Source organism: Herbiconiux sp. VKM Ac-2851 (assembly GCF_013205105.1).
Classification (GTDB): Bacteria; Actinomycetota; Actinomycetes; order Actinomycetales; family Microbacteriaceae; genus Herbiconiux; species Herbiconiux flava.
The window spans coordinates 915,713-937,856 of the sequence record NZ_JABMLJ010000003.1 but is presented as its reverse complement, the minus strand read 5'-3'; the positions used below and the strand labels follow the sequence as shown (position 1 = coordinate 937,856).

At 72.1% G+C, this 22,144-nt stretch carries 17 protein-coding genes, 1 tRNA gene and 1 riboswitch; of the genes, 10 read left to right on the top strand and 8 right to left on the bottom strand.

The window, feature by feature from the left end; translation table 11 throughout:
• Nucleotides 1–55 precede the first annotated feature (55 nt).
• Complete coding sequence (locus HQQ85_RS17665) at nt 56–274, bottom strand: SCO4848 family membrane protein (protein ID WP_173183790.1); 219 nt, start codon at nt 272–274, stop codon at nt 56–58.
• A gap of 75 nt (nt 275–349) precedes the next feature.
• Here HQQ85_RS17665 and orn point away from each other — a divergent pair, with 75 nt between their 5' ends.
• The 4 genes from orn to HQQ85_RS17645 all read left to right on the top strand — a co-directional run bounded on the left by orn (nt 350) and on the right by HQQ85_RS17645 (nt 2,916).
• Nucleotides 350–970, top strand: a complete 621-nt coding sequence (gene orn, locus HQQ85_RS17660) for an oligoribonuclease (RefSeq protein ID WP_173183789.1) — start codon at nt 350–352, stop codon at nt 968–970.
• Between the two features lie 46 nt (nt 971–1,016).
• Nucleotides 1,017–1,092 (top strand) — tRNA-His (locus HQQ85_RS17655).
• Nucleotides 1,093–1,213: 121 nt separating this feature from the next.
• Nucleotides 1,214–1,564 (top strand): metallopeptidase family protein, encoded by a 351-nt coding sequence (locus HQQ85_RS17650; protein ID WP_173183788.1) that lies wholly within the window; start codon nt 1,214–1,216, stop codon nt 1,562–1,564.
• Nucleotides 1,565–1,659: 95 nt separating this feature from the next.
• Nucleotides 1,660–2,916, top strand: coding sequence for a D-alanyl-D-alanine carboxypeptidase family protein (locus HQQ85_RS17645; protein ID WP_173183787.1), 1,257 nt, complete (start codon nt 1,660–1,662; stop codon nt 2,914–2,916).
• 99 nt (nt 2,917–3,015) lie between these two features.
• Here HQQ85_RS17645 and HQQ85_RS17640 read toward each other — a convergent pair whose 3' ends face one another.
• The 4 genes from HQQ85_RS17640 to HQQ85_RS20845 form a co-directional block, all read right to left on the bottom strand.
• A complete protein-coding gene (locus tag HQQ85_RS17640) occupies nt 3,016–3,504 on the bottom strand; it encodes an AAA family ATPase (protein WP_173183786.1) in 489 nt (162 codons plus the stop codon).
• 10 nt (nt 3,505–3,514) lie between these two features.
• The gene (locus HQQ85_RS17635) at nt 3,515–4,297 is read right to left on the bottom strand and encodes a CbiQ family ECF transporter T component (protein ID WP_173183785.1); all 783 of its coding nucleotides are present in this window, start codon (nt 4,295–4,297) and stop codon (nt 3,515–3,517) included.
• Nucleotides 4,294–5,940 (bottom strand): ABC transporter ATP-binding protein, encoded by a 1,647-nt coding sequence (locus HQQ85_RS17630; protein ID WP_371741957.1) that lies wholly within the window; start codon nt 5,938–5,940, stop codon nt 4,294–4,296. The genes HQQ85_RS17635 and HQQ85_RS17630 overlap by 4 nt, the downstream gene beginning before the upstream one ends.
• A gap of 89 nt (nt 5,941–6,029) precedes the next feature.
• Nucleotides 6,030–6,677 (bottom strand): ECF transporter S component, encoded by a 648-nt coding sequence (locus HQQ85_RS20845; RefSeq protein WP_271206490.1) that lies wholly within the window; start codon nt 6,675–6,677, stop codon nt 6,030–6,032.
• A 57-nt stretch (nt 6,678–6,734) separates the two neighbouring features.
• Nucleotides 6,735–6,835, bottom strand: a riboswitch (TPP riboswitch).
• A gap of 76 nt (nt 6,836–6,911) precedes the next feature.
• Between HQQ85_RS20845 and HQQ85_RS17625 the strand changes: the two genes are divergently transcribed.
• Nucleotides 6,912–7,448, top strand: coding sequence for a hypothetical protein (locus HQQ85_RS17625; RefSeq protein ID WP_173182975.1), 537 nt, complete (start codon nt 6,912–6,914; stop codon nt 7,446–7,448).
• A gap of 49 nt (nt 7,449–7,497) precedes the next feature.
• Here HQQ85_RS17625 and HQQ85_RS17620 read toward each other — a convergent pair whose 3' ends face one another.
• Nucleotides 7,498–7,863 carry a hypothetical protein gene (locus tag HQQ85_RS17620; RefSeq protein WP_173183783.1) on the bottom strand — a complete coding sequence of 122 codons (366 nt, stop codon included), beginning with the start codon at nt 7,861–7,863 and terminating at the stop codon, nt 7,498–7,500.
• Nucleotides 7,864–8,003: 140 nt separating this feature from the next.
• On the opposite strand from HQQ85_RS17620, the gene glgX reads away from it, so the two are divergent.
• From glgX to treZ, 3 genes are read left to right on the top strand one after another with little or no spacing between them, the layout of a single operon-like run.
• Nucleotides 8,004–10,205: a glycogen debranching protein GlgX gene (gene glgX / locus HQQ85_RS17615; RefSeq protein ID WP_173183782.1), complete on the top strand. Its 2,202-nt coding sequence runs from the start codon at nt 8,004–8,006 to the stop codon at nt 10,203–10,205.
• Nucleotides 10,206–10,251: 46 nt separating this feature from the next.
• Nucleotides 10,252–12,621 (top strand): malto-oligosyltrehalose synthase, encoded by a 2,370-nt coding sequence (treY, locus tag HQQ85_RS17610; RefSeq protein ID WP_173183781.1) that lies wholly within the window; start codon nt 10,252–10,254, stop codon nt 12,619–12,621.
• Nucleotides 12,618–14,450: a malto-oligosyltrehalose trehalohydrolase gene (gene treZ, locus HQQ85_RS17605; protein WP_173183780.1), complete on the top strand. Its 1,833-nt coding sequence runs from the start codon at nt 12,618–12,620 to the stop codon at nt 14,448–14,450. Before treY ends, treZ begins: the two co-directional genes overlap by 4 nt.
• A gap of 100 nt (nt 14,451–14,550) precedes the next feature.
• Here the strand turns inward: treZ and HQQ85_RS17600 are convergent, their stop codons facing one another.
• The gene (locus tag HQQ85_RS17600) at nt 14,551–15,816 is read right to left on the bottom strand and encodes a DNA polymerase IV (RefSeq protein WP_173183779.1); all 1,266 of its coding nucleotides are present in this window, start codon (nt 15,814–15,816) and stop codon (nt 14,551–14,553) included.
• Between the two features lie 179 nt (nt 15,817–15,995).
• Here HQQ85_RS17600 and HQQ85_RS17595 point away from each other — a divergent pair, with 179 nt between their 5' ends.
• Complete coding sequence (locus HQQ85_RS17595; protein ID WP_173183778.1) at nt 15,996–17,306, top strand: esterase family protein; 1,311 nt, start codon at nt 15,996–15,998, stop codon at nt 17,304–17,306.
• Nucleotides 17,303–19,849, top strand: a complete 2,547-nt coding sequence (locus HQQ85_RS17590; protein WP_173183777.1) for a bifunctional lysylphosphatidylglycerol flippase/synthetase MprF — start codon at nt 17,303–17,305, stop codon at nt 19,847–19,849. The genes HQQ85_RS17595 and HQQ85_RS17590 overlap by 4 nt, the downstream gene beginning before the upstream one ends.
• Here HQQ85_RS17590 and HQQ85_RS17585 read toward each other — a convergent pair.
• Nucleotides 19,846–22,131, bottom strand: a complete 2,286-nt coding sequence (locus HQQ85_RS17585; RefSeq protein WP_173183776.1) for an LLM class flavin-dependent oxidoreductase — start codon at nt 22,129–22,131, stop codon at nt 19,846–19,848. The genes HQQ85_RS17590 and HQQ85_RS17585 overlap by 4 nt on opposite strands.
• Nucleotides 22,132–22,144 lie beyond the last annotated feature (13 nt).

Sequence of the window (22,144 nt, the reverse complement as noted above, 5' to 3'; positions counted from 1 at the left end):
GGCCCGACCGGGCCGACTAGCGAGCGACCCGTCCTCCCCGGCCCGAGCGACGAGCTCAGGCCCCGGCGAGAGCCGCGATCCCCGCGATCACCGACACCACGGCGATCACCAGAGCGATCGCGATCAGCACCGCGTGCACGATCAGGAACGTCGTCGGCTTGCCCGCCGCATCGCGGGCCCGCGCGTCGCGGCTCACCCGCTTGTAGAACTGCGGCCACACGATCACGTTGAAGGCGGCGTTCACGAACAGCAGGACGGCGAGTGCGGTAGTCATCGCCGCCAGTCTAGAAGGCGCCACGGGGCGGGGGTCGGCCCGCCCGGTGTCGGCGCCCGGCCCTAGACTTCTCGCATGAGTTCTTCCTCAGACCGTCTCGTGTGGATCGACTGCGAGATGACGGGGCTCGACCTCGAGGTCGACGAGCTGGTCGAGGTCGCGGTGGTCGTCACCGACTTCGACCTCAACCTCGTCGACCCGGGTTTCAGCATCGTCATCAAGCCCGACGACTCCGCGCTCGAGCACATGAACGACTTCGTCACGAACATGCACGCCACCAGCGGCCTCGCCGACGAGATCCCGCACGGCGTCAGCCTCGCCGACGCCGAGTACCAGGTGCTCGAGTACATCCTGAAGCACGTACCGGCCGCAGAGTCGGCGCCGCTCGCGGGCAACACCATCGGCACCGACCGCATGTTCCTCGCCAAGTTCATGCCGCGGGTTGACGGCCACCTGCACTACCGCAGCATCGACGTCTCGTCGATCAAGGAGCTGGCCCGCCGCTGGTTCCCCCGCGTCTACTTCAACGCGCCCGAGAAGGCCGGCGGGCACCGCGCCCTCGCCGACATCCTCGAGTCCATCCGTGAGCTCGAGTACTACCGCAAGGCCGTCTTCATCCAGGAGCCCGGGCCGACCTCGGTCGAGCTCAAGACCATCTCCGCCGACGTCGTGCGCGACTTCGGCTCCAATATGTAATAGACTCGTTTGTCGTTGCCCCACGATCTCGATCACGGGGCGCATGGTGGATATAGCTCAGTTGGTAGAGCGCTGGCTTGTGGTGCCGGATGTCGCGGGTTCGAGTCCCGTTATTCACCCCACCGGCGGCGAGAGCCGTCACGATGGCCCGGTTCACGCCGGGCCATCGTCGTATCCCCCATCGTCACTCCACGCAGGTCGCTGGCTGCCCGGCCTCCTTCCGCACCATGAACGGGGCTCCGGATGCTCGAGATGACCGCCGACGACTTCGAGGCGCTCGTGGGCGACGAACTCGACCAGCTGCCCGACGACATGCTCGACGGGCTCGACAACGTGGTCTTCGTGGTCGACGACCGGCCCGAGGACGGCAGCCTCGACCTGCTGGGCCTCTATGACGGCGTCGCGGTCACCGAGCGCGGCCAGTACGGCTTCGGCGAGATGCCCGACCGCATCACGCTCTATCGCGAGCCGCTGCTCGCCATCTGCGACGACGTCGAGGAGCTGCGCGACCAGGTGCACGTCACCCTCGTGCACGAGATCGCCCATTACTACGGTATCGACGACGAGAAGCTGCACGAACTCGGCTGGGGCTGAGCCGCTCTCCAGGTCCAGCGGCTTCACAGCACATTGTGACCCGCACGCCCGCGTCCCTCCCGGGCACTGTCGGCGGTCGCCCCTAGCCTGATGCCATGGCAGCATCCCCCGCGCGCAAGGCTCTCCGCGCCGTCGTGATCGTCGTCGGCGTGTTCGTCATCCTCGCGGTCGGCGTCTACGGCCCGGCGACGCTGGTCGGCCCGCTGCCCGCCGCGACGGCCTCCGTCGCCGACACCGGCGCCGAGTCGGGCACCACCGGAGCGCCCACCGTGCCGCAGACCGGCGCGAGCGCCATCGTCGCCGAGAAGTCCGACGGCGTGCTGGCCTCGGGCGGCATCGCCGAGGCGGTGCCCCTCGGCGGCACGGCGAAGATCATCACGGCGCTCGTCGTGCTCGACGCCAAGCCGCTGGCCTCGGGCGCCGCCGGCGAGCAGGTCACCGTCTCGGCCGACGACTACGCCTCCTACGTGCAGTACCTCAGCGAGCGGGCCCGCGCCATCTCGTTCATCGCGGGCGAGCAGTGGACCCAGCGCCAGATGCTCGAGGCCATGCTCCTCGGCTCCAGCAACAACCACGCCGACGCGCTGGCGCGCTGGGCCTTCGGCTCGATGGACGGCTACCTCGAGGCCGCGGAGGCGTGGCTGAGCGAGAAGGGGTTCGCGAGCGTGCAGCTCGTCGACGCCACCGGGCTCGCCGAGGGCGACGTCGGCAGCGCATCCGACCTCGCTCAGATCGCGGCACTGGCCGGCGCCGAACCGGCTCTCGCCGAGATCATGGCGAGCGAGAGCGTCACGGTGAACGGCAACCGCTCGGTCGAGAACCTGGCCGCCTACGCCGCCGACGAGGGCTACACGATGCTCTCCCGCAGCTACACCGACGAGGCGGGCGTCTGCGTGCTCTTCGCGCTCGACGTCACCCCCGCCGGGGCCGAGGGCACGGTGCGCCTCTACGGCGCGTTCCTCCGCGAACCCGACTGGGAGACGCTCGACGCCGACCTCACCACCCTCACCGAGACGGCGGCGAGCACGGTGCGCGCCACCCCCGTCGTCACCGAGGGGCAGAGCTTCGTCACCTACAGCACCGCCTGGGGCGAGAGCGCGAACGGCGTCGCCATGGGCACCGAGAGCCGCATGCTCTGGGCCACCTCGCCGCTCCGGTACGACGTCGACGCCAAGTCGCTCAGCACCGGCTCGAAGGGCGAGCAGATCGGCAGCGTCACGGTCACCACACCCGACGGCCCGCTGAACGTGCTGCTCGAGCTCGACGGCCGCATCGGCGACCCGGGCCCCATCTGGCGCCTCACCCATCCCGTACCGGTCATCGAGGCCTTCATCGCCTCCCGCTTCGGCTGACCCGGGGCCAGAGCGTGGCCCGGCCGGCACCCGAGCCCGTGCCGGCACTCGGGCCCGTCCCCAGCTCGACGTCGCTCGGCCCAAGGCGGAGCAGACGACTCAGGTCGGCACGACGAACGTCGCCGCCGCGCGCGGCTGCTCGCGGGCTACGAAGCCGCGCCACTGCGCGTCCCACCGCTCCCACTCCCGCGCGTAGAGCTCGCCGTCGCGTTCGAGCGCCCGGCGCTTCCGCTCCACCTCGTCGGCCTCGACCCACACCGTCAGATCGGCCAGCTCCACGGCCCGGCGGCTCATCGCCCCGCAGCCCTCCACGATGAGCGGATGCGCGGGGTCGACCCCGTGCCACTCCGCCGCCGTGTCCGCCGCCCAGTCCCAGCGCCGCCACCCCGCGGGCCGTCCGGCGCGCAGCGGCTCCAGCAGCTCGGACACGAGCAGTGCGCTCGCCGCTTCGAGCCCGTCCCAGCCGGGGTACATGTCGTCGAGATGCACCAGGGTCGGATGGTCTCCGCCGACCCAGCCGGCGCGCATCCGCTCAGCCAGCACGGTCTTGCCCGAGCCGCTCGGCCCGTCGATCAGGATCACCGTCATCGCCCGCCCCTCACCCGAGCACGAAGTTGACGGAACCGGTGGCGATCGAGGTGCCGAGCGCCACCGCTCCGATCGCGAGGCCGATCAGCACGAGCATCCAGTCGCGCGCCCCGAACCGCGACGGTCTCGCCCACGTGCGCACCGTGCTGCCGCCGAAGCCGCGGGCCTCCATCGCCGTCGCGAGCTTGCTGCCGCGCCGGAGCGACAGCACCAGCAGCGCGAACGCCTGGTTGAGGAAGCGGCGGAGGCGGCCGGTGTCGCCGATGCCCCGCGCCCGCCGGGCGAGCTCGAGCTGGCGCCAATCGTCGAGGAACAGCCCCACGAGCCGCAGCGCGGCGAGTGCCCCGAGCACGAAACGGCTGGGCAGCTTCGCGACCTGGGCGAGCCCGTCGGCGAGGTCGGTCGGGTCGATGGTCGCGAACAGCACGACGGCCGGCAGTCCGATCGCGAGGATGCGTAGCGCCGACGCGAGCGCGAGCTGAACCGAGCCCTCCGTGACGTGGATCAGCCCGAACTCGAAGTACGCCGTGCCCGACGGCAGCCCGTAGAGCACGGTGGTGACGCCGGCCAGCGGCGCGGCGATCCAGATCGCGGCCGTGCGCCGGAAGAACGCCCGCGGCCCGAGCCCGGCCCAGACGAACAGCACGCTCTCCAGCGCCAGCGCCACGAGCGCCGACACCCAGTCGACCGTCACGAGCAGGAACAGGCTCAGCAGCAGCGACGCCGCCAGCTTCGCCACCGGGTTCACCGCGTAGATGCGACCTGTGCCGCGCACCGGGGTCAGCACGCTCACGAGTCGCTCCGTTCGGCCGGCCTGACCTCGAGCTCGCGGTCGGCGAGGGCGGCGATGAAGGCGCGGTCGTGGGTCACCGCGACCACGGCTGTGCCCCGGTCGAGCTGCTCGCCGAGCAGGCGCACGAGCTCGGCCCAGGTGCGGGAGTCCTGACCGAAGGTCGGCTCGTCGAGCACCAGCACGGCGGGCCGCGCGACGAGTACCGACGCCACCGACAGCCGCCGCTTCTCGCCGCCCGAGAGCGTGTACGGGTTGGCCGAGAGCAGCCCGTCGAGTCGCAGCCGCCCCGCGACCTCGGCCACCCGCGCGTCGATCTCGGTGGCGTCGAGCCGCAGCGCCTTCAGCGCCACCTCGAGCTCGCCGCGCACGGTCCCGGCCACGAACTGGTGCTCGGGATCCTGGAACACCGTCCCGATCCGGGTGAGCAGCTCGCGTGAGGGCCAGGCGAACGGATGCTCGCCGAGCGGCCTCCCGCCCACCCCGCCCCACCGGCGCGCACGCCGCACGGCGCGGCGGTGTCTCCGAGCCGCCCGCGCGGTCCCGGGCTCGGCGACCGCCGTCTCGGACGAGGACGGAGCGTCGCTCGCCGGGTCGCCCGTGAGCGTCGGGAGGGCGCGGAGGGTTCCCGCGACGGGTTCGAGCAGGCCCGCGATCGTGAGGGCGAGGGTCGACTTGCCGGCTCCGTTCGGGCCGGTGAGCGCCAGAGCCGACGCGCGGGCGACCTCGAGGTCGAGTCCACGGGCGGCGACGGTCGCCGGGGTGCGGCCGACGGCGAGGTCGGTGGTCGCGAGCAGGGTGGGCCGAGCATCCGTCGCCGAGGTGGGCGCCACCCGAGCCGGTCGCCCCTCGAGCGGGTCGAAGCCCGGCACCCAGACGCCGCCACGCGCGAGCTCGGCGCCGCGCTCGCGGAGCACCGTGGCCGGAGCTCCGTCGGCGAGTACGCCCCTACCGGGCTCGAGCACGATCACGCGGTCGACGACGTCGAGCCAGACGTCGACGCGGTGCTCGATCACGACGAAGGTGGCGTTCGAGGCGCGGACGACGGCGGCGACGGCATCCCGCACCTCGGAGACGCCCGCGGGATCGAGATTGGCTGTCGGCTCGTCGAGGAGCACGACCTCGGGACGCATCGCCAGCACGCCGGCGAGCGCCACGCGCTGCTTCTGCCCGCCTGAGAGCGCCGAGGTCGGGCGGTCGAGCGGAAGGTCGAGGCCGACGGCCGTCATCGCCTCGCCGACCCGGTGCCAGATCTCCTCGCGCGGAACGCCGAGATTCTCGCAGCCGAAGGCGATGTCGTCGCCGATGCGGGCGAGGGCGACCTGGGAGTCGGGGTCCTGCAGCACGAGACCCGTGCGGCCGCGGGACTCGGCGGGGAGCCGGCCGCCCACGGTGAGGGAGCCCTCCTGCTCGCCCTCGTCGGATCCGCCGAGCACGCCCGCGAAGGCGTGCACGAGAGTCGACTTGCCCGCCCCGGACGCGCCGAGCAACAGCACCCGCTCCCCCGGCTCGATCACGAGATCGAGGCCGCGGGCGGCCCACTCGGAGCGTCCGGCGTGGCGCCAGCCCCACCCCTCGGCCCGCAGCTCGGCACCGCGCGGGGCGGCGGCCGGAGCGGTGGCCCGCGCAGCGGCGGCGGCGGCCACCTCGGCCGGCCCGGACGGCTCGGCACGAGCATCCGGAACCGCACCCAGCGGCCCCGAACGCTCACCGCGCGCCACCCGAGTCACCCGCGTCACGCCCGGGCCGACGCCTCTCGCGCCGTCACCTCGCGACCGGCGGCGAAGCGGTTGAGCGCCCCGGTCGACGCGAGCGCCCGCACGATCAGCCACGACAGCAGCCCGGCGACGATCGAGGCGCCGACGACCGCGGCGATCACGTAGATCGTCTTGAAGTCGCCGCCGAGCGCCGGGTACCAGAGCACGATGTCGTTGATGCCCATGGCGAGGCCGGCGCCGGCGCCCGCGAGCACGGCGACGTAGACGCGGTAGTTGCCGTAGAGGAACAGCGCGAACACGAGCTCGGCGCCGAGGCCCTGCACGAGCCCGGCCTCGAGCGTGAGCACGCCCCACTGGGTGCCGACGAGCGCCGACACGGTGGCCGCGACGAGCTCGGTGTAGATGGCGGCGCCGGGCTTCCGGATGATCAGGCCGCCGAGCACGCCGGCGAAGAGCCACACGCCGCCGATCGCCGACTGGAGGCCCGGGAGCACGGCTTCGAGGCCGGCACTGAAGGGCGAGTAGGTGAGGTTCCAGACCCAGAAGATGAGTCCGGCGGCGACGCCGATGACGCTGGCGATGACGATGTCGACCACCCGCCACTTCAGCGTAGGGCGGGGGCGGGTCGCGGCGGCGGCCGCGGGCTTGCTGATGGTGGAATGCACTGATCGTGCCCTTTCATTCGGTGGAAGGGGCACGGGTCGGGCGTACGGCTGGAGCCGTCGCACCGTGAGATGCCTCCCTGCGCTGGCATGATCCAGATCAGGTTCGACGGTCGAAGGTTGAGAACCTTCCTCTCAGCCCGGCTCACCGGACTCCCGTGTGCCCCCAGTATAGGCACCCGCCCCGCCCCTGTGGATAACCCCCTCCGGGCCACGTGGGCGCGGCATCATCGGGTCGTGGCCCACCGCATCGACCTCCCGCCCCACCTCACCTCGAGGCCTTTCGCCCTCGGTGAGGCACTCTCGGCGGGCGTCGGCGAGAGCCGGCTGCTGGGAAGCGACCTCGATGTCCCATTCCGAGGCGTCCGTGCCCCCGCCTCGCCAGGCGACCTGATGGCGCTCTGCCAGGCCTTTGCCCGGAGCACCGTCGGAGGTCTTCCCGTCGTCGACCCCGTGTCGGCGTGGCTACAGCTCGCAGGCGGGTCGACGCTGGACGAACTGGTGGTGGCTGGTGACCACCTGGTGCGCATCCCGGCCCGGCGGGACGATCTCCGCCGGCCGTTCTGCACGGTCGACGAACTGGTCCAGCGGAGCCGCGAGTGCCGAGGTCGCGGGGCGACCCTCGCCCGTCGGGCCGCGGAGCTCGTGCGCGAGGGATCCGACTCGCCGCAGGAGTCGCGCCTCCGCCTGGCCCTCACGAGGGCCGGCCTGCCCGAGGCCGTGCGCCTCGTCCGCGCTGCCCTCGCCGCGCATCCGGAATCGAGTTGGCCCTAGCCGTTCTAAAACGCGCGGTGAAGGACGGGAAGGGCCAAGTCGGGGCGGGCTACTTCTTGAGGGCGCGGATGATGCGGGCCAGGGCGTGGCCCGTGGTCCAGACGAGGGGGATCGCGACCGCGGCGAGCGCCACCACGTTCGGCTGGAACACCGCGGTGCCGTTCGACGCGACGTAGGCGCCGATCGGGATCGTCGCCCCGCCGCCCCCGAAGCCCTCGCCGCCGGCGTCACCCGCGGCGATGCGCTCGGTGACGGTGCCGGGCGAAGAGGCGTTGCCCGTGCCTCCGCCGAAGCCCGACCAGGCGAGCGCGACGGGCACGATCGTCGAGCCGTCGATCTCGACGGGGGCGCCGTAGGCGGCGTCGATGCCCAGCTTCTTGAGGGAGTCGGTCAGGGATTCCACGAGGTCGGCCATGCGGCAACGCTACCGCGCACGCGGGCGCGGGTACAGAGCGGGAGGAGAGCTCGGCCGATGTGGAGGCACGGCGAGAACCCGGTACGGTAAGGGCCGACCCCGCACGACGTCACCACCATCACCACCCATGAGGAGACCAGATGCAGTCCTGGCCAGGATCCGCCTACCCGCTCGGAGCCACCTACGACGGCAGCGGAACGAACTTCGCGCTGTTCAGCGAAGCGGCCGAGCGCGTCGAGCTGTGCCTCTTCGACGACGCCGGCGCCGAGACCCGGGTCGAGCTGTTCGAGGTCGATGCCTACGTCTGGCACGCCTACCTCCCCCAGGTGCAGCCCGGTCAGCGCTACGGCTACCGCGTCCACGGCGAGTACGACCCGAAGACCGGTCAGCGCTGCAACCCGAACAAGCTGCTGCTCGACCCCTACGCCAAGGCCACGGCCGGCGAGATCGACTGGGACCAGTCGCTCTTCTCGTACAACTTCGGCGACCCCGACTCGATCAACGACGAGGACAGCGCCCCGCACATGACGCTCGGCGTCGTGATCAACCCCTTCTTCGACTGGTCGGGCGACCGCAAGCTCGGCATCCCGTACAGCGAGTCGGTCATCTACGAGGCCCACGTGAAGGGCCTCACCGAGCTGCACCCGGCCATCCCCGAGGAGCAGCGGGGCACCTACGCGGCGGTCGCGCATCCGGCCATCATCGAGCACCTGAAGAAGCTCGGCGTGACCGCGATCGAGCTGATGCCGGTGCATCAGTTCGTGAACGACAGCGTGCTGCTCGACAAGGGCCTCAGCAACTACTGGGGCTACAACACGATCGGCTTCTTCGCGCCGCACAACTCCTACTCCTCCACGGGCGACCGCGGTCAGCAGGTGCAGGAGTTCAAGGGCATGGTGAAGTCGCTGCACGCGGCGGGCATCGAGGTCATCCTCGACGTGGTCTACAACCACACCGCCGAGGGCAACCACCTGGGCCCGACGCTGTCGTTCCGCGGCATCGACAACGGCGCGTACTACCGCCTGGTCGAGGACGACCTGCGCTACTACATGGACTACACGGGCACCGGCAACACCCTGAACGTGCGCCACCCGCACTCGCTGCAGTTGATCATGGACTCGCTGCGCTACTGGGTGACCGAGATGCACGTCGACGGCTTCCGCTTCGACCTCGCCAGCGCGCTCGCCCGCGAGTTCTACGACGTCGATCGCCTGTCGACCTTCTTCGAGCTCGTGCAGCAGGACCCGGTGGTCTCGCAGGTGAAGCTCATCGCCGAGCCCTGGGACGTCGGCCCCGGCGGCTACCAGGTGGGCAACTTCCCGCCCCAGTGGACGGAGTGGAACGGCAAGTACCGCGACACCGTGCGCGACTTCTGGCGGGGCGAGCCCAGCACCCTGGGCGAGTTCGCCAGCCGCTTCACCGGCAGCGCCGACCTCTACGAGCACTCCGGCCGTCGCCCGGTGGCGAGCATCAACTTCGTCACCGCCCACGACGGCTTCACCCTGCGCGACCTCGTCAGCTACAACGAGAAGCACAACGACGCCAACGGCGAGGACAACAACGACGGCGAATCGCACAACCGCTCCTGGAACAGCGGTGTCGAGGGCCCGACCGACGACCCGAAGGTGCTCGGCCTCCGGGCACGCCAGCAGCGCAACTTCATCGCCACCCTGCTGCTCAGCCAGGGCGTGCCGATGCTGCTGCACGGCGACGAGCTCGGCCGCACCCAGCTCGGCAACAACAACACCTACGCGCAGGACTCGCCGCTGACCTGGATCCACTGGGACCAGGAGGACCAGCCGCTGATCGACTTCACGGCGGCCGTGCTCCGGCTGCGGAAGGAGCATCCGACCTTCCGGCGCAGCCGCTTCTTCGACGGCCGCCCGGTGCGCCGCGGGGCGGGCGAGCCCCTGCCCGACATCGTCTGGCTGACCGCGGATGCCGTCGAGATGTCGCCGGAGGACTGGGACTCCGGGCTCTCGCGCTCGGTGGGCCTGTTCCTGAACGGCCAGGGCATCCGCGGGCGCGACCCGCGAGGCCAGCGCCTCAGCGATGTCAACTTCCTGATCTACTTCAACGCCCACGACGAGGACGAGCAGTTCGCCCTGCCCTCCGCCGAGTACAGCGAATCGTGGGACGCCGTGATCGACACGGCCGGCGAGGCGGCGGATTCCCAGGTGTTCGTCGCTGGCGGCCGGGTCAACGTCAGGGCACGATCGATGGTGGTGCTGCGCGTTCACCAGGAACCCGAGACGGAGCCCGACCATTCGGTCGCCGCCTCGCTGACAGCACAGGCCGACACCACCACCCAGGCCATTCCGATCACTCCCACCGTGGTGTAGGTAAGGGAGGGCACCAGCCGACCATCACGCAGAAAGAGGGCAGCGGATGCGCACCCCCCGTTCGACCTATCGCTTCCAGCTCACCTCCGACTTCACTCTGCAGCATGCCGCCCGGCTGGTGCCCTACCTGAAGCGCCTCGGCGTCGACTGGGTCTACCTCTCCCCCATCCTCCAGGCGGAGGAGGGCTCGCAGCACGGCTACGACGTCACCGATCACTCCCGCATCGACGTGTCGCGGGGCGGCGAGGAGGGCCTCCGCGAGCTCTCCCAGGCGGCCCACGACGCCGGGCTGGGCGTGGTCGTCGACATCGTGCCGAACCACGTCGGCGTCGCGACGCCGTCGCAGAACCCGTGGTGGTGGGACCTGCTGCGAAACGGCCGCGAGAGCCGCTACGCCGAGGCCTTCGACATCGACTGGGAGGCCGGCGGCGGGCGCCTCCTGCTTCCCGTGCTCGGCGACGACTCGCTCGACGCGCTCACCCTCGAGGACGACCGCACGATCCTCGCCTACTACGACAACCGCTACCCCGTGGCACCCGGCACGGCCGACGACGGGGCGGATGCGCAGACCGTCCACGCCCGCCAGAGCTACGAACTGGTGAACTGGCGCCGCGAGGGCACCGACCTGAACTACCGGCGTTTCTTCGCCGTGTCGACGCTCGCCGCCATCCGGGTCGAGGAACCGTGGGTGTTCGACGAGTCGCACGCCGAGATCGGCCGCTGGTTCCGCGAGGGGCTCGTCGACGGGCTGCGGGTCGACCACCCCGACGGACTCGCCGACCCGGGCGGGTACATCGACCGGCTCAGTGAGCTGACCGGTGGCGCGTACATCCTGATCGAGAAGATCCTCGAGGGCGACGAGCCGCTCGAGCCGTCCTGGCACTCGGCCGGCACCACGGGCTACGACGCGCTGGCCGGCATCGACCGCCTGTTCGTCGACCCCTCCGGCGAGGAGGGGCTCGACCGACTCGACATCGCCCTGCGCGAGAGCGACGGCGACGGGTTCACTGCCGAGGGCTCCGCCGCCGACCGCTACCGCGCGATGATCCACGACACCAAGCGCGACGTGGCCGACGGCATCCTGCAGGCCGAGGTGCGCCGCCTCGCCCGTGACATCGAGCGCGCGGGCGGGCTCCCGACGCCCACCGACAAGACGGTGGTTCAGGATGCTCTCGCCGAGCTCCTGGCGTGCTTCCCCGTCTACCGCTCCTACCTCCCCGCCGGCCGCGAGCACCTCGACGAGGCGCTGCAGCTCGCGCTGAGCCACCGCCCCGACCTCGACGCCGTGCTGCGGGAGGTCGACGAGGTGCTCGGACGCGCGGGCACCGCCCCGAGCATCCGGTTCCAGCAGACCTCGGGCATGGTGATGGCGAAGGGCGTGGAGGACTGCGCGTTCTACCGTTTCACGCGGCTGACGAGTCTCACCGAGGTGGGCGCCGACCCCGACGACTTCAGCTGGAGCCCCGAGCGGTTCCACGCCGAGCAGAAGCGCCGGCTCGAGACGCTGCCGCACTCCATGACCACGCTCTCGACGCACGACACGAAGCGCTCGGAGGACGTGCGGGCCCGCATCACGGCGCTGGCCGAGATCCCCGACGGCTGGGCCGGCACGCTGGAGAAGCTGCGCTCGCGGCACCCGCTCGGCGACGGACCGCTCGAGAACCTGCTCTGGCAGGCGATCGTCGGGGCGTGGCCGATCAGCCGTGAGCGCGCGCAGGCCTACGCCACCAAGGCCTCGCGCGAAGCGGGGAACACGACGGCCTGGCTCGACGTGGACGAGGAATTCGAGAAGCGGATGGCCGCCGCCATCGACGCCGTCTACGACGACGAGATCACGGCCGGCCTCGTGGCGAGCGCGGTGGCCGCAGTGGAGGGCGCCGGCCGCTCCAACTCCCTCGGCGAGAAGCTGGTGCAGCTGACCATGACCGGCATGCCCGACGTCTACCAGGGCTCCGAGCTGTGGGACCTCTCGCTCGTCGATCCCGACAACCGGCGCGAGGTCGACTACGAGCTGCGGGCGTCGCTGCTCGCCGACATCCAGGCCGGGGAGCCGCCGGTGCTCGAGGAGGGCGCCGACGACACGGGCGCCGTGAAGCTGCTCGTCACCACCTCGGCGCTGACGCTGCGCCGCGACCGTCCCGAGCTGTTCGAGGGCTACACGCCGCTCGAGCCGCGCGGCTCGGCCGCCCGTCACGCGGTCGCCTTCGACCGCGGCGGCGCGATCACCGTCGTCACCCGGCTGCCGATCGGGCTCGCCCGGCACGGCGGCTGGGACGACACCACCCTCGAGCTGCCCGAGGCGCGGAACGGCTACGCCGACGCGCTGACCGGCCGGCTCTACCGCGACGGCTCGGTGCGGCTGGCCGAGCTGCTCGGCACCTACCCCGTCGCCCTGCTGCAGAGGATCGAATCATGACCGAGAACGACTACCGCGTCTGGGCGCCCCGCGCCACGAAGGTCGAGCTGGTGCTCGCCGACGGAAACAAGCGGGCCGCGCATCCGATGACCGTGGACGGCGACGGCTGGTGGAGCCCGGCCGACGAGGCCGAATGGATGCCCGGGGTCGACTACGGCTATCTGCTCGACGGTGAGGGCCCCTACCCCGACCCGCGCTCGCGCCGCCAGCCCGAGGGCGTGCACGGCCTGTCGCGCACCGACGACCCCTCGTCGTTCGAGTGGCACGACGGCGACTGGACCGGCCTGCCGATCGACAGCGCCGAGATCTACGAGCTGCACGTCGGAACGTTCACGCCCGAGGGCACGCTGGCCGCGGCCTCGGCGCCCGACAAGCTGGAGCACCTGCGCTCGATCGGGGTGACCCACATCGAGCTGCTGCCCGTGAACGGGTTCAACGGCACGCACAACTGGGGCTACGACGGGGTGGCATGGTTCACCGTGCACGAAGGCTACGGCGGGCCGGACGCGTACCGCCGCTTCGTCGACGCGTGCCACGCGGCCGGTCTCGCGGTCATCCAGGACGTGGTCTACAACCACCTCGGGCCGAGCGGGAACTACCTCCCGCTGTACGGGCCCTACCTCAGCGACGCGCACAAGAACACCTGGGGCGTCTCGGTCAACCTCGACCAGGAGGGCTCGGCCGAGGTGCGCCGGTTCATTCTCGACAACGCGCAGATGTGGCTGCGCGACTACCACGTCGACGGGCTGCGACTGGATGCGGTGCACGCGCTGGTCGACGACAGCCCGACGCACCTGCTGGCCGAGCTGGCCGCCGAGGCCGACGCTCTGTCGGCGTCGACCGGAGTGAAGCGGCTCGTGGTCGCGGAGAGCGACCTCAACGACCCCGTGATGTTCCTGCCGCGCGACGGCGACCCGCGCGCCGCCGATGCCCAGGGAACCGGGTACGGGCTCGACGGGCAGTGGAGCGACGACTTCCACCACGCGGTGCACGTGAACCTGACGGGGGAGACGGCGGGCTACTACGCCGACTTCGACTCGGTGGGGGCGCTCGCGAAGGTGCTGACGCGCGGGTTCTTCCACGACGGGACGTACTCGAGCTTCCGGGAGAAGGAGCACGGCGTGCAGCTGGACCGCGCGACCACGGCTCCGTGGCGGCTCGTCGTGGCGTCGCAGAACCACGACCAGATCGGCAACCGGGCGACCGGCGACCGCATCACGGCGACGCTCGAACCCGACCGGCTCGCCATCGCGGCCGCACTGACGCTGCTCGGGCCGTTCACGCCGATGCTGTTCATGGGCGAGGAGTGGGGCGCGTCGACTCCGTGGCAGTTCTTCACCTCGCACCCCGAGCCCGACCTCGGCGAGGCCACCGCCAAGGGCCGGATCGAGGAGTTCTCGAAGCACGGCTGGGACCCGTCGATCGTGCCCGACCCGCAGGATCCGGCCACGTTCGAGAACTCGAAGCTCGACTGGAGCGAGCTCGGTGAGCCGTCGCACGCCGGGGTGCTCGAGGTCTACCGGCGGCTCGCGGCGATCCGTCGCACGCTGCCGGCGGGGTCGTCGCTGACGCTCGCCGACGTGAACGTCGAGTTCGATGAGGAGGCGCGGTGGCTGGTGCTGTCGCGGCCGTCCATCGTCGTGATCGTGAACCTCGGCGACGCGCGGCTCGACGCGGGCACAGTGGCGCAGGTGGCACCGCTGGCCGGGGACGTGCTGTTCGACTCGCACGCGGTGCTGCACGGGCCGTCGGCCACGACGCCCGACGAGGCGGCGGGGCGGCCGGCGGGCGTGGCGCCGCGCTCGGTCGTGGTGGCGCGGCAGAAGTAGGTCTCGCCGCCGACCGCGACGCGGCCCCGGGGCCCCGCGGCGCTAGCTGCGGGTGCCGTCGCGGTCGGCAGGCGTGCGCCCGCCCCGGTGCACGACCCCGCTAGGAGCGGGTGCCGTTGCGGTCGGCGGTCTCGCCCGACTTGGGGGCGCGCACGAGCGAGGCCGGGCGCACCATGTCGGTGCCGAAGCGGGCCGTGACGCGGTCGATCGTGAGCTCGGCCTCGCGCCAGCCCTCGGAGGGCACCGTCTCGTCGACCCAGAGCGCGGGCTGGTGCATCGTGCCGTCGGCTTCGGAGAGCTGCTCGACCCGCACGCCGATGAGGCGGATGGCCTCGCCGCGCAACCCCACCGCGTCGAAGATCGCGACCGCCTCCTCGTAGATGCGGCGGCCGAGATCGGTGGGCTCGCCGAGGGTGCGTGAGCGCGTGATGGTGGTGAAGTCGCTGAAGCGCAGCTTGAGCGAGACCGTGCGACCCATCAGCCCGGCGGCGCGCAGGCGCACGGCGACGCGGCTCGCCTGGTGCAGCAGCTCCCGCTTCAGCACCTCGGTCGACCGCTCGTCGACGTCGAAGGTGCGCTCGTGGCCGACGCTCTTCTCCTGGCTCGCCGGCACGACGGAGCGGGTGTCGATACCCTGGGCGAGCTCGTGCAGCTTGGATCCGGTGGCCTCCCCCACGGCCCGCACCAGCGCATCGAGAGGGGTGTCGGCGATGTCGGCGACCGTGCGGAGGCCCAGCCGCTCGAGCTGCTCGGCCGTCTTCGCGCCCACTCCCCAGAGTGCCCGCACGGGCAGCGGCCGCAGGTACGCGACGAGCTCCGAGGGGCGGATGACCAGCATGCCGTCGGGCTTGGCCCGCCCCGAGGCGAGCTTCGCCATGAACTTCGTGGGCGCCACGCCCACCGAGCAGGGCAGCCCGGTCTCCGCCAGCACACGGGCCCGCAGGTTCTGCGCGATGACGTCGGACTCGCCGAGCAGCCGCCGCGCGCCCGAGACGTCGAGGAACGCCTCGTCGATGCTGAGCGGCTCGACGAGCGGCGTGACCTCCCGGAACAGCGCCATCACCTGCCGCGAGTACTCGCGGTAGAGGTGCATGTGCGGCTCGAGCACGACGGCCTTGGGGCACAGGCGCAGGGCGTTGCCCACGGGCATGGCGGAGTGCACCCCGAAGGCGCGGGCCTCGTAGGTGGCGCTCGTGACGACCGAGCGGGGCGAGTGGCCGCCGACGATGACCGGCTTGCCCTTCAGCTCGGGATGCGAGAGCAGCTCGACCGAGGCGAAGAACGCATCCATGTCGACGTGCAGGATGGGCGGGCTGGCCTCGATCGCTCCCCCGCCTGGGGTGTCGATCGATGCCGCGGAGCTCATGCTCCGAGCCTAGCGACGACCACCGACATCGAGCCCGGCACCGGCCCCGTCGCCGAACCCGAACCGGCCCTGAACCGGCCCGGGCACCGGAACCGCACAGTCCCCGCCCAGACTGGGACAGAATACTGTTCGTCGCCCGCCGCCGCGGGCGCTCTGCCCGACGACAGGACCACCGACCGATGAACGCCCTCCTCGACATCGGCATCGTCTCCGGCCCCTTCGTCATCATCGTCTACGCACTCTCGGCCGTGGCGGCACTGCTGCTCGTCGCCGTCCGGCCCTCGACGCGCTGGCGGCGCGGCCGCTGGAGCGCGACCGCGGCGCTCGCCCTCGGGGTGGGCGCCCTGATCGGCGTCGGCTTGACGTGGCTGCTGTCCGACTCGCTGAACCTGTTCGGCGCGGAGTTCACGCTCGTGGTTCGCGTATGGATCGCGGTGGGCTTCGCGGGCATCCTGCTCGCCCTCGTCTCGCTGTGGCGTGCGAGCTGGCGCCGCGTGATCGCGAGCCTCCTCGCCGTGCTGCTGTTCGCCGGCACCACCGCGATGTCGATCAACATCGACTTCGGCCAGTACCCCACGGTGCGCACCGCCCTCGGCATCAGCAGCATCGACGGCACGCTGCCGGCCCGCCCCACGGCGAGCGCGGGCGACGCCCCCACGATCGAGAGCTGGGCGCCGCCGGCCGACCTGCCGACGAAGGGCACCGCCGCCCTGACCGACATCCCCGGCACCGTCTCGGGCTTCACGCCCCGCCAGGCCGTCGTCTACCTCCCGCCCGCCGCCCTCGTGGCGAACCCGCCGAAGCTGCCGGTCCTGATCGTCATGTCGGGCCAGCCGGGCACACCGGAGGATCCGCTGGTCACCGACAAGCTGCAGCAGTACCTCGACGCCTACGCCGCGGCGCACAAGGGGCTCGCCCCGATCGTCGTCTCCCCCGACCAGCTCGGCGCGCCCGACCGCAACCCGATGTGCATCGACTCGAAGGCCGGGGGCAACTCGGCGACGTACCTGACGGTCGATGTGCCGAACTGGATCCGCGGGCACCTGAACGTGCTCGACAGCCCAGCCGGCTGGGGCATCGGAGGGCTGTCCCAGGGCGGCACCTGCGCCATCCAGCTGGGGGCGGCGCACCCGGAGCTGTTCAGCGCCATCCTCGACGCCTCGGGCGAACTGCACCCCTCGCTCGGCGACGACGCCACCACGATCGCCAAGGGCTTCGGCGGCGACGCGGCCGCCTTCGCCGCGGCGGCGCCCTCGGCGATCATGGCGGCGAACGCCCCCTACGCCGACATGGTCGCCGTGTTCGGCGTGGGCAGTGCCGACACCGCCTACCTCCCCGGCATCAAGACCCTCTATGCGGATGCCCAGGCCGCCGGCATGACGGCCACCTACGTCGAGTCGCCCGGCAGCGCCCACGACGCCACGAGCTGGAGCTACGTCTTCGACAAGGGCCTCCCGGTGATCGCGGACGACTGGGGGCTGAACCGATGACGAGCGCCGCCGGGCGGCGCCCGGCCGTCCGCGCGGTGCTCCGCGCGCTCGCCACGCGCGCCCGGTCGATCCCCGTCACCTGGGTCGTCGTCGTGCTCGTGCTCGCGGCGAGCGCCTTCCGCCTGACGCTCCGCCCGGGCCGAGCCCGCGGCGACGTCGACGCGTTCGTCTCGACCGGCTTCGACGCCGTCTTCGTGCACCACGACTGGCTGTCGACCCTGACCTCGGTGTTCTTCGTGCACAACGCCGTGCTGCTCGTGCCCGTGCTCGCGCTCGTACTCCTCGGCATCGGCTGGAGCGAGCGGCGGATGGGTCACCTCCGCACGGTCGTCGCCTTCGTGGTCGTGACGGTGGTGGGCATCGCCCTGGGTCTCGCCGCCCAGGCCTTCGGCATCGGGCTCGACCTCTACGCCTCCGAGATCACGCGCACGCACCGGATCGTCGACCCGCTGATCGCCGTGACCGGGGTGGTGATGACCGCCAGCGCGTTCTGTGGTCCGCTGCTGCGGCGGCGCATCCGGATCGTGGGCTTCACGGTGCTCGCGGTCTTCGTGCTGTACTCCGGTGCGCCGAGCGACCAGTTCCGGCTGTTCGCGGCGGTGGTCGGGCTGGTGCTCGGCTTCGCCCTCGCCCGCACCCGGCTGCAGGTGCGCCTGCCGCGCGCGACCCGGCGTGAGACGCGCACGCTGCTGGCGGCGGTCGTCGCGGTCACCGCGCTCGGGCCGCTGGTCACGATCGCCGCTCCGCAGGGCGTCGGCGTGCTGAACCCGCTCGGACTTCTGTTCCGCGACCCGCTGCGCGACTACGCCGCGATCGCCGCCCGCTGCCAGACCGGCGACTACTCCCGCCACTGCGTCGACGCCCTCGCCCTGTCGCGGCTGGACGGCCCGGGTGCCGTGCTGCTCACCCTGCTGCCGCTGGTGGCACTGCTCGTCGCAGCGCGTGGGATCCAGCGCGGCCGCCGGGTGGGCCTGCACCTGGCCGTCTGGATCAACCTGGCCCTCGCCCTGCTCGCCGCCGTCTACTACGGCTTCTTTCCCGTGCTCGCGACGAGCGAGTTCACGCGGTTCCAGGCGACGGCGGCAGAAGACTTCCGCTCGTTCGAGCTGGTCTCGGCCCTCGTGCCGCTCGTCATCGCGGCCGCGCTGATCGCCGCCTCGCGGCTCTTCCCGGCCGAGCCGGGGCGGCGGCCGGTGCTCCGCTTCGCGGCGACCGTGGGTCTCGCCGCGGTGGCCTGTTCGGTGCTCTACCTCGCCGTCGCCTGGATCGTGCGCGACCAGTTCTCCCCCACCGCCTCGCTCTACGAGCTGCTGCTCGACCTGCCGGAGCGCTTCGTGCCCGTCGGCTTCCTCGCGTTCGAGCCGGTCGACATCGTGCCGGTGGGGCCGGTGGCGGTGATCGCCTCGCAGTGGGTGGGGCCGCTGTTCTGGGGGGCCGTTATCGTGGCGGCGGTGCGCGGCATGCGGAACGCGCATCCGCTCGTCTCGACCGAGCTCGCCTCGACCGAGGAGGGCCGCGTGCGCGAGCTGCTGCACGCCGGTTCGGGCGGCACCCTGTCGTGGATGACGACCTGGCAGGGCAACCGCTACTGGTTCGCGCCGTCGGGCGGCGTCGTGGCCTACCGCGTGGTCGGCGGGGTGGCCGTGACCACGGGTGACCCGCTCGGCCCGCCCGAGTCGCAGTCGGCCACCGCCCTGGCCTTCGCCGCGTACTGCGGCGACCACGGGTGGACCCCCGCGTTCTACTCGGTGACGGATACGCTCCGCGACGCCCTGCAGGCGGTCGGCTGGTCGTCGCTCCAGGTGGCCGAGGAGACGCTCGTGCGGCCGGCCGGCTGGTCGCTCGACGGCAAGAAGATGCAGGACATCCGCACCGCGATCAACCGCGCGTCGAAGGAGGGGCTGCGCGCCGAGTGGGTGCGCTACCGGGAGCTGCCGGCGGCGCAGACCGCGCAGATCCGTGAGATCTCGGAGCTGTGGGTGGCCGAGAAGGAGCTGCCCGAGATGGGCTTCACGCTCGGCGGGCTCGACGAGCTGATGGACGACGAGGTGCTGCTCATGGTCGGTCTCGACGGCGACGGGCGGGTGCACGGCGTCACGAGCTGGCTGCCTACCTACGCCGACGGGCGGGTCATCGGCTGGACCCTCGACTTCATGCGGCGCCGGCCCGACGGCATGAACGGGCTGATGGAGTTCCTGATCGCGCAGACCATCCTGCGGGCGCGCGACGACGGGGTCGAATTCGTCAGCCTCTCGGGTGCGCCGCTCGCGGTCGGCCCGGGGGCGGATGCTCGGCCGGGGCCGATGGACGCGGTGCTGGCCTTCCTCAGCCGCACCCTCGAACCGGTCTACGGGTTCCGGTCGCTGCTGCGGTTCAAGCTGAAGTTCCGGCCCGAGTTCCACCGGCTGCACCTGTGCTACCCCGACCCGCTGGCGCTGCCGGCGATCGGGCTGGCGCTCGCCCGGGCGTATCTGCCGACGCTCTCGGCGCGGCAGGCGGTGCGGAGCTTCGGGCGCCCGCAGCCGCAGACCGTGAACCACTAGCCGAGCGGCTCGGGAGCCACGGTGTCGGCCGCCACGACACCGACCGACTCGCCGTCGCTCGTCGCGTCGGCGGCCGTCACGCCGAAGTTGTCGCGGAAGACCCGGTCGGGATCGACGCGGCGCTTGAGGGCCCGCAGCCGCGCCAGGGTCGCCGGCGGAAAAGCCTGCTCGATCAGCTGCGGGTCGGTGCGGCTCTCGAAGCTGAGGTAGAGGCCCTCGAAGTGCCGGGCCAACTCCGACCAGAGCTCGTCGAACCGCGACGAGCGCCCGACCGAGGTGATCGAGAAGTTGGCCGAACGGTGCGCGTAGGCGGTGGCGTCGGGGGCCATATCGGCGACAGCACCGCCCACCGACCTGATCTGGAACCAGGGCGCCGAGCCGGAGGCGGCCAGCGCGGCGGCGGCCTCGGCCGTCGCCGGGTCGAGGTGCTCGACGAGCCCCGAGCGGAAGTGCGGCTCGCCCTGCCCGTCGTGCGCCAGCTCGGACGCGTTCGCCATGACGGCCGCATAGGGCAGCAGCTGCACCTGCTGACCCACGAGCGGAGCGAGCTCGGCGAACGGCTGCAGCCGCGCCACGATCGTGTCGGGATCGCCGGAGTCGACCACGCCGTAGAGCTGGGCGACGATCGGCTCGGCGGGCCCGGAGGCCCCGACGATGAGGAAGAGGGTGGTGTCGCGCGGCGACTCCTCCATCGTGCGGCCGAAGCGCTCGAGGAAGTCGGCGAGATCGTCGACCTGGAGCGCCAACTGGGCCCAGCCCACGTCGCCCACCTCGTCGGCCTCGAACTCGAACGAGACCACGATGCCGACGTTCGCTCCCGCGCCGCGCAGGGCCCAGAACAGTTCGGGCTCCTGTTCGGCCGAGGCGCGCACGAGCGTGCCGTCGGCCAGCACGATCTCGGCCGCCACGAGGTGGTCGATGGTCAGCCCGTGCTCGCGCGCGAAGAAACCGATGCCGCCGGCGGTGGCGAGCCCGCCCACGCCGACCCCGCCGTAGTCGCCGCTGGAGAGGGCGAGGCCGTGCGGGGCGAGGGCGGCGGCCACCTCCATCCACCGGGCACCCGGACCGATGCGCACGAGGCGCCTGGCCTCGTCGAGCACCTCGATGGTGTCGAGGGCCCCGAGGTCGATCACCAGGCCCCCGTCGTTGGTGCTTCGGCCGCTGATGCCGTGTCCCCCGCTGCGGATGCCGAGCGGCAGCGCCGGATGGCGTCGCGCGAAGGCGAGCGCCTCCTGCACCTGCTCCACCGTCTGCGGACGCAGGACGAGACCGGGTGCGCCGCCCCTCATGTAGGTGGAGCGCACCGAGGCGTAGTCGGTGTCTCCCGGCTCGACGGCGTGCTCGCGGAGTGACGGCGGCAGATCGTCGTAGGCGATGCCTTCTCGGCGCTTCGCCAGGGCCCGCGCCGGGCGCACCGCGTCGACCGCCAGCACGCCACGGCTCCCGCGCTCGGCGTCGACCGCGGCCCGCACGACCGGCAGGGTCTCGTGGGCGAAACGTTCGAGCGCCGTGGGGTCGTCGCTGGCGACGATGAACGTCGAGACGCCGTTCTCGAGGGCGAGCGCCGTGAGCTGCTCGACGCCCTCCGACCCACCGATGTTGAGCAGTCGACGGATCTCGCGCGGGTCGCGTCCGACGGAAGCCGCCGCGTCGTCGATGCGGCGGTTGCCCGTCTCGAGGTCGCCGGCCTTCAGGTGGGGCAGGCTCGGCAGCCAGCCGTCGGCCTTGCGACCGGTGAGCCCGAGCATCCGTGGCTTGTAGGCACCCAGCCAGATCGGGACGTCGTGGGCCGGGGCCGGGCCCCGTTTAGCCCCGTCGACCGGGTAGTACTCGCCGCCCCGCAGCACGCTGCGCTCGCCGACGGCCCAGAGGCCGCGGATGACGTCGATCGCCTCGCTCAGCGCGTCGACCGCCTGGCCCGGGGTCAGACGCCGGCCGCCCATCGCCTCGATGGCCTCCCAGAACGCCCCCGCTCCGAGGCCCAGGGCGAACCGGCCGCCGCTCAGCAGATCGAGCGAGGCGGCGGCCCGGGCCGTGACGGGGGCCGGCCGCAGGGGCAGGTTGAGCACGTTGGGGGCGAGCTGGATGCGCTCGGTCGCCGCCGCCGCGTAGGACAGCAAGGTCCACGTGTCGAGGAACGAGGGCTGATAGGGGTGGTCTTGGAAGGTGACCAGGTCGTAGCCGAGCGACTCGGACAGCCGCGCGAGCTGCACCGGCGCCTGGGGCCGGGCGGCCGAGGGGGTGATGAAGGTGCCGAAGCGGATGCTGTGACCGTAGTCCATGGGCGGAGGCCGT